Below are 13,055 nucleotides of genomic sequence, written 5' to 3'. Positions count from 1 at the left end.
TATACTTAGTTATTTTCTATTGTAGGACCCTTAGTATAAGGGGTCTTTTTTGTTTCGAATATCTACAAAAAAGATAAGAGCGGAGAACTCAAACTAAAAGGTATTTTAAATAAAATTGTTAAAACAGCACTAATAATGACACCGATTGCTAAATAGATCCGCTTTTTTAATTTGTAAGAATTTTAAAATCTTCCCCTTCGAATGCATCTGAACCATAAATTAATTTCTTTTGTAAATATGGAACAATCTCATTACTTACACTGTCTATTAAGCGTTACAACATTTTTTATTTAATATATCAAGAAAGGAATAAATATTTTTAACTAAGGGAGAAGATTGAATTGAAAAAATTATGGATGTTGGTTTTCTTTTGTTTTGCAGTTATGTTGGTAGGATGTAATAAAAACGAACCGCCAAAACAAGCATTTGAAGAATATATAAATTTATGGAATGATAAAAAATTCGCAAATATGTATGATCATTTATCAGAACATGCCCAAAAAACGATTTCTAAAAAGGAATTCACCGAGAAATATCAAAAAATCTATGAGGGTATTGGAGTTAAGGATTTAAAAATTAAAACGAAAGGAGAGAATGCTAAAGATAAAGAACTTTTTCTTTTTGAAGTTAAGATGGATACGGATGGAGGAACAGCTTCATTTATACATGAAGCAAAACTTGTGAAAGAAAAAGAATCTTGGAAAATAGATTGGACACCAGATTTCATTTTTCCAGGTATGAAAAAAGATTACAAAGTACGTATGCAAATAGAACAAGGAAAACGCGGAGAAATATATGATCGAAATGGGAAGGGTCTAGCAACGAATGGTAAAGCGACTGAGGTTGGAATTATTCCAGAGAAACTAGGCGAAACGGCAGCGCAAACAAAAGAAATAGTAGCACAGTTACTGGATATGTCTATAGAAGAGGTTGATCAGAAGCTTACAGCGAAATGGATAAAACCAGACTCCTTTGTACCAATTGGGATTTTAAAAGAGGGAACTAGACAGAATGATTATATTGAATTAGAAGGAGTATCATCTCGCCCAGTAAATATTCGTACGTATTCATTAGGAGAAGCAACGGCACACTTAACTGGATATATAGGAAAGGTGAATGCAGAGGAGTTAAAATCGCTTCAAAAAAGAGGTTATCAAGCTGATGATTTAGTAGGTAAGACAGGTTTAGAGAAAGTATTAGAGAATAAATTGCGTGGCGAAAAAGGTGGACGCGTATTTATAGAAGATGAGAATGGAAAAGAGATTAAAAATGTAGCAAAAAAAGAAGCAAAAGAAGGGGAAAACGTTACGTTAACAATTGATGCTGCAATTCAAGAAAAAATCTTTAATGAGATGAAAAATGAAGCAGGATCTAGTGCAGCGGTCAATCCTAAAACAGGTGAAACTATAGCACTTGTAAGTAGCCCTGCTTATAATCCAAATACAATAGTTAGAGGAGCGTCAAAAGCCCAACGAGAAGCATGGAATAACGATTCAAAACTACCAATGATGAATCGTTTCACACAAGCATTTGTACCAGGTTCCGTATTTAAAACGATTACTGGTGCAATTGGTTTGGAAACAAACACTATAAACCCTAAGGAAGAATTTAAAATTCAAGGATTAAAGTGGGCAAAAGATTCATCTTGGGGAAATTATTATGTAACACGTGTGAAGGAAGCTAGTCCAATTGATTTTGATAAGGCAATGAAGTACTCTGATAATATTTATTTTGCTCAACAAGCTTTGAAAATGGGAAAAGATCAGTATGTAAATGAATTTAAGAAATACGGATTTTATGAAAAATTACCAATCGAATACGAATTTCCTATTTCAATCATTGCAAGAGATGGGATAAAAAATGATATTCAACTAGCAGACACGGGATATGGACAAGGACAAGTATTAATGACACCACTCCATTTAGCATTAACATATGCACCGATTGTGAATGAAGGGAATATTCCGTCGCCTCATCTTTTAAAAGAAGCAAAAGTAGAGGGGAATTGGAAAGAAAATGTGGTTTCTAAAAAGAATCAAGAGATATTAAAGAGCGCATTAATAAAAGTCATTAATGACCCTGATGGCGCGGGGAGAATTGCTAAGGTTGATGGTATAACTCTTGCTGGTAAAACCGGTACAGCAGAACTGAAGGAGTCGAAAGAAGCAGACGGAAAAGAACTTGGATGGTTTGCAGCTTTTGATGCAAATGCGCCCGACATGATCGTTACCATGATGATCGAAGATGTAAAAGGAAGAGGGGGGAGTAACGTTCCAGGCGAAAAAGTAAAACATGTTTTTCAGAAAAAATAAGTAACTATAAGGTGAAATCTTTTACTACATTCATTGTTTGCTTAACACGAAGGTATAAATTGAGCAATACAAAGAACAATTAAGTTTCGAAAAAGCATTCTCCTTAATTGAGAATGCTTTTTTGGTGTGGCTGAATAAAGATAATAACACATCTTTGTTTTCATTTTTGAAAGGTTGGTATTGCTAATAGTAAATAGAAGAGTAAAACAAATTGAAAGGGACAAGTGAGGGGGAATTATAAACGTTAACAAAACAGTTATTTAGTAAAACATAAATAGAGCACACAAATAAGTATGCTCTAAGAAAAAAGGTGATACAAGTGGAGTGTTGCGTGAAATGCACAAATAATAATCAGATTTTTTATGAGTGTATTTTTAACATTGTATGCTTTACTTGTTTTTTCGGAGCCTGTCATGTAAAAGAATGTATAGATGATTATTTTATGAAAGTAATTGCACACCTTTACATTTTTAGGAGGATTTTTTTATTAAAAAAAGATAAAGAACGGAACAAATGAAACTTGTATCTTGTCTATATATTGAAACCATAATAAAAGTGAGGGCAGTTTTATCTTTATTCAAATAAGTTCGAGGTGTGGAAATGGAAGAGACGTTTATTGAAAAGTGTATTCATGATGAGCTTGACTATGTTATAAAAGACTATTGGCAAGATGTATGGAATTATTCATTTATTATTACGAAAGATCCACACTTATCAGATGATATCACGCAAGATGTATTTATAAAGGTATTTAAAAATTGGAATTCATTTCGAAAGGAGTCATCTATTAAAACGTGGATATTAAAAATTACAAGAAATACAGCAATAAACTATTTGAAATCCTCCTATTTTAAAAGGATATCATTAGTAGGTTTTTTTAGTGATGATAAGCAATCTCCATCGGCAGAAAAAGAATTTTTTAATCAAGAGGAAATGAATGAAGTGTGGGATGTTGTATTAAAACTACCTAAAAAACACCGTGAAATAATAATTTTAGACGCGAAATATGAATTATCTTATGAAGAAATGGCCGAAACACTAGGAGTATCCATTGGAACTGTAAAATCTAGATTAAGCCGAGCGAGAAGTAAGGTTTCAAAATTAATAGGGGAGGGTAGTAGTGATGAACAATAAACAAAATCCTGACTGGTATAAACAATTAAAAAAAGGCCCAATGGAGAATCGTAAAGATGAAGAAGAGTTTATTTTTAAAATAAAGCAGTCTATATATGAAAATAATGAAGCGGATCTTGTAAAACATAAAAGACCGTTTCGTAAAAGAGCATTGCCTATAGTAGTTGTTTTGGTTTGTACAATGTTATTTGTTATCGTTCAACAACCATGGCTTGATGATAATAAATCACCGGTCCAAAGTAGTACACAAATTAAGCCTAAAACTAAAGATGAGTCTGCTCAAGATCCAACATTAAAACAATTTATGAATGAATTATATCAAAGTACAAATTCAAAAAATGAAAATGACTTGTATAGAGCGTTAAATGATGAAGTTCTATTTAAAGGGAAGAGTTATAAGAAGGATGAATTGAAGTTTGATGAAGATATTTTTCATGAGTTGCAAGTCGCTCTTACAATGGGGGGAGAATTTGCAAATGATACAAAAAAAGTATACAAAGTACCAAGTGGATTGACAGAAAGTAACGAACCAAAGCAAGCGCATTATATATATGCAACTGTTACTGGAAATAAAACGAAAATTTTAGCTGAACCAAAGCGAGAATCACAAGTTTTATATGAAGTATCTAATGAAATGGTAAAAGCTTGGATTCCAGAAAAAGTGCAGAATAATGGATATATAAAAGTATCGACAATTAGCGGTAATACTGGATATGTACAAAAAGAGTATGTTTTAACTGATATTAAATATTCTTTCATGTTCGAAAAGGATCATGAAGGTAAATGGAAAATAATGAATATAGATTCTATATGGTAAAGAGGAAGGTTCACTTTAATGAACCTTCCTCTTTGTTTTTATTCTCTTATTGAAGAGTATTCCAGTACTCTAAAATTTCTGATGTAACGAGAGCAGCAATGTTTTTTTCTGAATTACTACCAGGAATAACGACAGAAACGGCAATTTGTGGATCTTCCGTAGGAGCATATGCAATGAAAAGAGAATGGTTTATCATTCTTTCTTGCTCATTCGGAGCACCTGTTATGCCTGTTTTACCTGCGACATGAAAGGGTAAGTTTTTAATTTCCTCTATATTTTGGCTCATCCCACCTTGCACGACACTCCAAAATTTCACCGGGTAACGATTTGAACTTTCTAAAATTGGTTTAAACTTTTTGGTTTCCTTACCATTTTGATCAATAATAGCACTTAAGATTTGAGGTTTATATTTATCACCTTTACTTGCTAAAGTTGCTGCATATTGAGCAAGTTGAAGAGGCGTGTGTACTTCATTTCCTCCCCAAGAGGCATTTAATAAGGCGGAGATACCATTTTCAAACTTGTTTGTTGGATGAAATTCATATTGTCCGTCTTCTTCAAAAGGTAAATCAACCCCGGTTTTAGAACGAAGGCCGAATTGTTTTAAATACTCTGTCCATATATGTGCAACTTTTTCTATATTCCCATTATTTTGGTTGAATAAGGGTAGAGCTACTTTTGCTGTCATAAATGTGTTAGATGAATTAATGATAGCCTGCCTCGGTGTAATCTCACCTGTTGGCGTTCCAGGTGCATTCGTAATGTTATTTTGATTATCATATTGAAAAGTACCTTTATCTAAATAAGTATCTTCAGGTTGAAAAAGCTTTTCGTTTAATCCAATTAAAATAGTAAGTGGCTTTATAGTTGAGGCCATATTTACATAAGATTCACCATACTTTAATTTTTGAATTGCTTTATTTTGCGAAAGTGATTTGATGTTTTCTTTTTTAGATGATACTTGTTCATATAATGTATTTGGATCAAACACTGCTGAGTTGGCCATAGTTAAAATTGCGCCAGTTTTCACATCGGTTACCACAACGTAACCAGCATTAACATCAGTTATTTTCTTGATTTGAGATCTTAATGCTTCCTCTGTTTTTTGCTGCAACTTAGAGTCTAAAGCTAGCCGGATATCTTTTCCTTTTTGTACTTTTTGAATGTTCCATAAGAACTTTTTATTATTCATTTTAAAAATAAGAGTTTTTCCGGGTTTTCCTTTTAAATCATTTTCATATTGCAGCTCAATCCCGCTTTTTCCAACGGATCCATACTTAGAATTAAGGTCATTTTCTACATACCCAATTAGCTGTGAACCAACTTCGTGTTTAGGATAATATCGAATCCATTCATCTTTAATTATTACATTATTGGGTTTTTTCTTGTTTATGAATGTAAGTTCACTCTCATTTATGTCAGAGTATAACGGTATATCATTCATAGTCTGCTTTTTACAAGATTGTTGTAATTGTGATTTTATGTCCTCTGCCGAAATGTCATGTTGAAACTCGTTTGAAAATTGATTAAAAAAAGCTAATGTGTTTGATGTATCTTGATTCGATACCTTTTCATCATTAGAAGTGCAATATAGAGACTTAACTTTCTTATTTGTAGCTAGTATTACACCATTTTGATCGGAAATTTTTCCTCTTTCAGCTGAAGAAGTTGCGATAGTAATTGAGATGAAGTTGATTTTTAATAAAATTAGTAAAATCAAACCTACAATAGAAAGAACCGCAAAAAATCTCCATCTTTTTATATGTAACATATAACCCTCCCTTATGTAGCCTATTTCATCTTATAGTTAATTATTTTTTTTGTAAATGTGGAACAATTTTATTATTTAGGTTGTCTATTAAGTATAACAGCATGAAGAAAGGAATAATTAGTATGAAAAGTTACTAGCAAGTCTATGTGTAAGCTTAATATGAGTCATTATACAGTTTAGCATTTCTAATGCAAGCAATAAAAAAATAGAGAGAAAAACAGGAAAGGGGATTTATCGATTACGCGGCTAAACGAAGAAGGCTTGATGCTTACAAGGATGTAGAAAAAAAGATAAGACACTATTTATAACTGAATGGTGATTTCTAATATATAGGGAACGTATTTATTTACTAAGTATTAGTGAGGAGTTCCGGAAGAATTATATGGAGGGTTTATGAAAAAACAAAAAGAAAAAAAGCAGCAGACATATATATCTATTCGATTAAATATAATGTTCCTTTGCATATTTCTACTATTCTCAGCCATTATTATGCAGCTAGGAAAAGTACAAATCGTTGAGGGAGAGGCTTATAAGAACCAAGTGGAGAGCAGTCAAAATGAAACAACTAGTATACCAGTTCCACGTGGACAAATACTAGATCGAGAAGGGAAAACAGTCGTTAATAATAAATCTCTTCGTACGATTACGTATACAAGGGTAAAGGGAATTACTAGTGAAGATATTTTAAAAACAGCAAACGACTTAGCGAAAGTACTTGAAATGTCTGAACAAGATATAAATAAATTAACAGATATCGATAAAAAAGATTTTTGGATGCAGTTGAATACGAAACGTGCGGAGACAATGATTACTAAAAAAGATATTGAAAAGTTAAAAGATAAGGGAATAGAAGGAAAAGAGTTAGATAAAAAAATAGAAGACTTAAGACGAAGTCGTGTTACAGAATTAGAATTGGCAGAATTAACAGCACAAGATTTAAAGGTGTTAGCTATTAAAAGTAAAATGAGTTCAGGTTATCAACTAACACCACAAATTATAAAAAAAGATGTAACAGATCAAGAGTATGCGCGAATAAGTGAAAACCTTGCTGAGTTTCCAGGAGTAGATGCAACAGTTGATTGGGAACGTAATTATGTAAATGGTAATCTATTTCGTTCCGTGTTAGGTAATATTACGAGTAGTGAAGAAGGATTACCGAAAGAAAACTTAGATTCTTATTTGGTACGTGGATATAACCGAAATGATCGTGTAGGAAAAAGTTATATTGAACAACGATATGAAGATGTCTTGCACGGTGCAAAAGAAGAAGTGAAAAACATTACTGATAAATCAGGAAACATTATAAACACAGAAATAATCTCTAAAGGAAAAAGTGGTAATAGTTTAACATTAACGATTGATATGGAATTACAAAAGAAAGTGGAAGAAAGTATAGAGAAAAATTTGAGAGCGTTTAAGAGTTCAGAGCCACTGTTGGACCGAGCTTTTGTCGTCATGACGAATCCAAATAACGGACAGATTTTATCTATGGCAGGCAAAAAGATTGTAGAAAAAGAAGGGAAAATAGAGATTGAAGATTTGGCATTAGGTAACATGACAACCTCGTATGAGCTAGGGTCAGCTGTAAAAGGTGCAACTTTATTAACTGGATATGAGACAGGGGCAATACAGCCAGGAGATCAATTTTATGATGCACCTATGAAATTTAAAGGTACACAAGCTAAGAAATCGTGGAATGTATCCGGATTTGGTAATATTAATGATTTACGAGCGCTACAAGTATCTTCGAATGTATACATGTTCCAGACAGCTTTAAAAATTGCGGGAGTTAATTACGTACCAAATGGTTCGTTGGATATAAAACAAGGAGCATTTGATACGATGCGCTATTATTTTAAACAATTTGGATTAGGAGTTCCAACAGGTATTGATTTACCGAATGAAATAATTGGACAAACTAGAAAAGTAGATAGTCAGCCTGGGTTTTTACTAGATTTTTCTATCGGGCAGTATGATACGTATACACCGTTGCAATTGGCGCAATATATTTCAACGATTGCTAATGGGGGGTATAGAATGCAACCTCAAATTGTACAAGAAATACGAGAGCAATCAATAAAAGAAGAAGAGGTTGGCAAAGTTATACGCTCTATAGAGCCTGTCGTATTAAATCGAATTGATATGAAGACAGAACATATTGATCGGATAAAAGAAGGGTTTAGATGGGTATTCCAAGAAGGTGATGGAACTGGCGTGAAGTATTTCAAAAACGCGCCATATAAACCAGCAGGAAAGACAGGGACAGCTCAAACTGTTTATGGTGGAGATGATCCAATTGGTAGAAATGCAAAAGGAGAACGTATGGAATGCTACAACTTAACGTTAGTTGGATATGCTCCATATGATAATCCAGAAGTAGCATTTTCTGTAGTAGTTCCATGGCTTCATAACGATAAAAGTGGAATTAATTCTATAATTGGAAAAGAAGTTTTAGATGTATACTTTGATTTGAAACAGCAACGTATACAGGGGGGAGCTCCTAGTACAGGTATTTCTAAGCAAAATTAATAAGATTTTAGTACTTTTCTCAGGGAAGAGACCCTGTTTATATAAAGGTATTTATAAGTAAAAAAATGAGATGTGAAATAAGAGATAGCGGCGCTCGTAGCTGCTATCTTTTATTTTGTTAATATCTTGGCTACTAGTTAAAAAGTTTTAAATTTATGGAACAAACTTGTTTCTTAGATGGTCTATTATGTGTACGTATAAAAACAGATGTTGAAAATTTGAAAGGAATGATGATTTTGAAAAATAAGAGGATGCTAAAAATAGGTATATGCGTTGGTATATTAAGTTTAAGTCTTACAAGCTTAGAAGCTTTTAAAGGAGGGCCATTGCAAGTTGAGGCGAAAGAAAAGACAGGACAAGTGAAGCATAAACATCAGGCGACGTATAAAGAGTTCTCTCAACTTGAGAAAAAATTCGATGCACGATTAGGTGTATATGCGATTGATACTGGTACAAATCAAACAATCTCTTATCGACCTAACGAAAGGTTTGCCTTTGCATCAACATACAAGGCGTTAGCGGCAGGGGTATTACTACAGCAAAACTCTACTGAGAAATTAAATGAAGTTATTACTTATACGAAAGAAGACTTAGTGGATTATTCACCTGTTACCGAGAAACATATAGATACTGGAATGACACTAGGAGAAATTGCTGAGGCTGCTGTTCGTAACAGTGATAATACTGCAGGGAACATTTTATTTAACAAAATAGGCGGACCAAAAGGATATGAAAAAGCGCTTAGACAGATGGGTGATCGGGTTACTATGTCTGATCGCTTTGAAACAGAATTAAACGAGGCTATTCCAGGAGACATTCGTGACACTAGTACAGCGAAAGCAATTGCTACGAATCTGAAAGCTTTTACGGTCGGAAATGCGCTTCCGCTTCATAAATGTAACATTCTTACAGGGTGGATGAAAGGAAATGCTACAGGAGACAAACTTATTCGTGCAGGCGTACCAACTGACTGGATAGTTGGAGATAAATCAGGAGCTGGAAGTTATGGGACACGAAATGATATTGCTATCGTTTGGCCGCCAAATAGAGCACCCATTATCATCGCAATTTTATCTAGTAAAGATGAGAAAGAGGCTACCTATGATAATCAACTAATTGCAGAGGCAACTGAAATGATAGTTAAGGCTCTTAAATGATAATTTCTCAATTCTTTATGTAACGTAATTGAAAATATGAACCTAGAAAGCGATTCTTTTCATGTGAAAAGAATCGCTTTTTTGTATTTCTATAATGAATAGTAAGTATATAAGTAAAAAATTTTATTACATAGACATTCTATCCCCTAGAGTGCATGAGGGGAGTTTTCTCCTGTGGTGTTCGTAGTCACAATATTATTATTTATACGATAATAATATTGTTGGCGTATGTATGCTAGTTACTCCTAGATGGATATGTAATTTTACATATCCATCTAAAAGACACATATGCGTCAATTACTATTAAATTATATTAAAATCATTTTCGGATGAGGGATTGATATAGGTTTTGGTGAATAAAAGGATTTTTATGTTTAATTATCATAGTATAATTATTTCACTTTATGAAATGAAATTTGGATTTAACTTTTTTAAATATAATATTTTATAATTTGAATAATAAATATCTGAAAAATCAAATTTAACAAAAGCGATTTTCTGGTTTACTTATGAAAAACATAGTGTTTAAAATGAGGGGGAAGTAAGGTCCTTATATTTTTTCAAAAATAAATAAAAAACGAGATGGAATTACTTTTTTGAAAAAATCTCTATCCTCAAGTATGTGTGAAGAAATCCTAACGTTAGGTTGTACAACATTTACGATTAAAACTGTAAAAAACAATAGTGAAGAGGTGTACGGAATGAAGAATAAAATTATGACAGGATTTTTAATAACATCAATCGTTACTGGAGCGACTATTCCTATCAATACTCTCGCAACGCCAACCGTTCAGGCAGAAACGAAACAAGAAAATATAGATATTTCCTCAGCATTACGAAAAATAGGTGCACACTCCAAATTAACACAAACCTTTATAGATGGAGCCTTAGCAAGTCCGAATGTGCAACTTGAAGAAGTTCCATCTTTAAATACAACTCAATTTCTAATTAAACAAGATATGAAAGAGTGGTCCTCAGAACTATATCCAAAATTAATTCTACTAAATTCAAAAAGTAAAGGATTTGCAACCAAATTTAATAGCTATTATCCAACATTAAAAGGATTTGTAGATAATAAGGAAGATAAAGAAGGGTTTTTAGATAGACTGGAAGTTCTTCAACATATGACTATAACAAACCAAGAAAACGTGCAACGTCAGATTAATGAGTTAACAGATCTTAAACTACAGGTAGATAAGAAACTGAAAAATCTTGATAAAGATGTGGTAAAAGCACAGAGTGTACTTAGTTCAGAGGGAACAGGAAAAATAGACAAGTTAAAAAATGAAATGCTAAATACAAAAAAATCAATTCAAAATGATTTACAGCAAATAGCATTATTACCAGGAGCTTTAAATGAACAAGGGCTAAAGGTATTCCAAGAAATTTATAGTCTATCAAAAGATATCATTGAACCGGCTGCTCAAACCGCAGTAGTGGCGTATAACAAAGGAAAAGAAATAAACAATGCTATTGTAGAAGCAGAGAAGAAAGCAGAGCAAGAAGCAACAGAAAAGGGAAAATCAGTTATAGAAATTGAAGCTGCCAAAAAAGAAGCACGTGAAGCGATAGAGAAAAGTAAAAAAGGTGAAATTGCTGCAGCTGCAGTTACAAAAACGAAAGAGTATGATCTTATGAAAGTGATTGATTCTGAAAAAATTAAAAAAACATATAGTACCTTTGCCGAAATTAATAAACTAACAGCAGAGCAAAGAGCATATTTAAATGATTTAGAGAAACAAAATCAAAAATTATATGACTTAACAACTAAATTAACAGTAGCAGATTTACAAAAATCAATGATTCTTTTCATGCAAAATGATTTGCATACATTTGCTAATCAAGTAGATAGAGAGATTGAGCTAATGAAACGTTATAAAGAGGATTTGAATCTAATAAATAATAGTATTACAAAATTATCGAATGAAGTTGATACGAATAACACTCAGTCTCAAAAAGATACATTAAGACGACTAAAGAATGTAATAAATCAACTCGAAGAACAAGTTAATAAATTTTAATATTAAGAAATTAGGTTTAACAAAAAAATTATAATGCAACTGAAAATAAGGAGGAGAATCAAATAATGAAATTTCCATTTAAGGTCATAACTTTGGCCACTTTAGCAACGGTTATAACTGCTACGAATGGTAGTACTATTCATGCACTTGCACAAGAACAGACAGCACAAGAACAGCAAATAGAAAATTATGCGTTAGGACCTGAAGGGTTAAAGAAAGTATTGGCTGAAACAGGCTCTCATATTCTTGTAATGGATTTGTACGCAAAAACAATGATTAAGCAACCGAATGTAAATTTATCCAACATTGAATTAGGTTCAGGAGGGGGAGAATTAATTAAAAACATTCACCTGAATCAGGAACTGTCACGAATCAATGCAAATTACTGGCTAGATACAGCGAAGCCAAACATTCAAAAGACAGCACGTAATATTGTAAATTATGATGAACAATTTCAAAATTATTACGACACACTAGTAGATACTGTAAAAAAGAAAGATAAGGCGGGCCTCAAAGAAGGAATAGGGGATTTAATCGGTACAATTCATACAAATTCAAATGAAGTTACGGAAGTTATTAAGATGTTAGAAGCTTTCAAAACAAAGTTGTATACAAATACTGTAGATTTTAAAAATAATGTTGGAGGTCCAGATGGACAAGGGGGATTAACGGCTATATTAGCGGGAAAACAAGCACTAGTCCCACAACTTCAGGCCGAAATTGAGAATTTACGTTCTACGCAGAAAGCACATTTTGATAATGTATTAGCCTGGTCAATTGGTGGTGGATTAGGAGCAGCTATTTTAGTTATTGGAACGATTGCAGGAGCGGTAGTAATTGTTGTGACCGGTGGCACAGCGACACCAGCTGTTGTTGGTGGTCTAACAGCTCTAGGGGCAGCTGGTATCGGTTTAGGAACAGCAGCTGGTGTTGCGGCATCTAATCATATGAACTCTTATAATGAAATTTCTAATAAAATCGGAGAATTAAGTATGAAAGCCGATCTTGCTAACCAAGCAGTTATTTCACTTACTAATACAAAAGACACGTTGACATATTTGTATCAAACAGTGGATCAAGCAATCATGTCTCTAACGAATGTTCAGCAACAGTGGAATACGATGGGAGCGAATTATAAAGATCTATATGATAATATCGACCAAATGCAAGAACATAAACTGTCTTTAATACCTGATGATTTAAAGGCTGCAAAACAAAGTTGGAATGATATTCATAAGGATGCAGAATTCATTTCAAAAGACATTGCTTTTAAACAAGAAAAAACAAATTAAAAATCAATATATATGTATAGGA

8 protein-coding genes are annotated in these 13,055 nt (G+C 32.9%); 7 read left to right on the top strand and 1 reads right to left on the bottom strand.

Annotated elements, in window-relative coordinates:
* Nucleotides 1-341 precede the first annotated feature (341 nt).
* The 3 genes from AC3WTA_RS02915 (at nucleotide 342) to AC3WTA_RS02905 (ending at nucleotide 4,263) form a co-directional block, all read left to right on the top strand.
* Nucleotides 342-2,312, top strand: coding sequence for a penicillin-binding transpeptidase domain-containing protein (locus AC3WTA_RS02915; RefSeq protein WP_000737779.1), 1,971 nt, complete (start codon nucleotides 342-344; stop codon nucleotides 2,310-2,312).
* A 600-nt stretch (nucleotides 2,313-2,912) separates the two neighbouring features.
* The gene (locus AC3WTA_RS02910) at nucleotides 2,913-3,446 is read left to right on the top strand and encodes an RNA polymerase sigma factor (RefSeq protein WP_000393076.1); all 534 of its coding nucleotides are present in this window, start codon (nucleotides 2,913-2,915) and stop codon (nucleotides 3,444-3,446) included.
* Nucleotides 3,436-4,263 carry a hypothetical protein gene (locus tag AC3WTA_RS02905; protein ID WP_001060748.1) on the top strand — a complete coding sequence of 276 codons (828 nt, stop codon included), beginning with the start codon at nucleotides 3,436-3,438 and terminating at the stop codon, nucleotides 4,261-4,263. The genes AC3WTA_RS02910 and AC3WTA_RS02905 overlap by 11 nt, the downstream gene beginning before the upstream one ends.
* Nucleotides 4,264-4,309: 46 nt before the next feature.
* Here AC3WTA_RS02905 and AC3WTA_RS02900 read toward each other — a convergent pair whose 3' ends face one another.
* A complete protein-coding gene (locus AC3WTA_RS02900; RefSeq protein WP_000902384.1) occupies nucleotides 4,310-6,034 on the bottom strand; it encodes a peptidoglycan D,D-transpeptidase FtsI family protein in 1,725 nt (574 codons plus the stop codon).
* A 393-nt stretch (nucleotides 6,035-6,427) separates the two neighbouring features.
* On the opposite strand from AC3WTA_RS02900, the gene AC3WTA_RS02895 reads away from it, so the two are divergent.
* The 4 genes from AC3WTA_RS02895 (at nucleotide 6,428) to hblD (ending at nucleotide 13,033) form a co-directional block, all read left to right on the top strand.
* Nucleotides 6,428-8,563, top strand: coding sequence for a peptidoglycan D,D-transpeptidase FtsI family protein (locus AC3WTA_RS02895; RefSeq protein ID WP_000744259.1), 2,136 nt, complete (start codon nucleotides 6,428-6,430; stop codon nucleotides 8,561-8,563).
* Nucleotides 8,564-8,793: 230 nt separating this feature from the next.
* Nucleotides 8,794-9,720 (top strand): class A beta-lactamase Bla1, encoded by a 927-nt coding sequence (gene bla, locus AC3WTA_RS02890; protein WP_371410401.1) that lies wholly within the window; start codon nucleotides 8,794-8,796, stop codon nucleotides 9,718-9,720.
* A 701-nt stretch (nucleotides 9,721-10,421) separates the two neighbouring features.
* Nucleotides 10,422-11,741 carry a hemolysin BL lytic component L2 gene (gene hblC / locus AC3WTA_RS02885; protein ID WP_070168830.1) on the top strand — a complete coding sequence of 440 codons (1,320 nt, stop codon included), beginning with the start codon at nucleotides 10,422-10,424 and terminating at the stop codon, nucleotides 11,739-11,741.
* A 62-nt stretch (nucleotides 11,742-11,803) separates the two neighbouring features.
* Complete coding sequence (gene hblD / locus AC3WTA_RS02880) at nucleotides 11,804-13,033, top strand: hemolysin BL lytic component L1 (RefSeq protein ID WP_080014168.1); 1,230 nt, start codon at nucleotides 11,804-11,806, stop codon at nucleotides 13,031-13,033.
* Nucleotides 13,034-13,055 lie beyond the last annotated feature (22 nt).

Source organism: Bacillus sp. EB106-07-01-XG149, from assembly GCF_058791555.1.
Note: the sequence above shows the minus strand (reverse complement) of the source record. Positions and strands in the feature narration are given on the sequence as shown.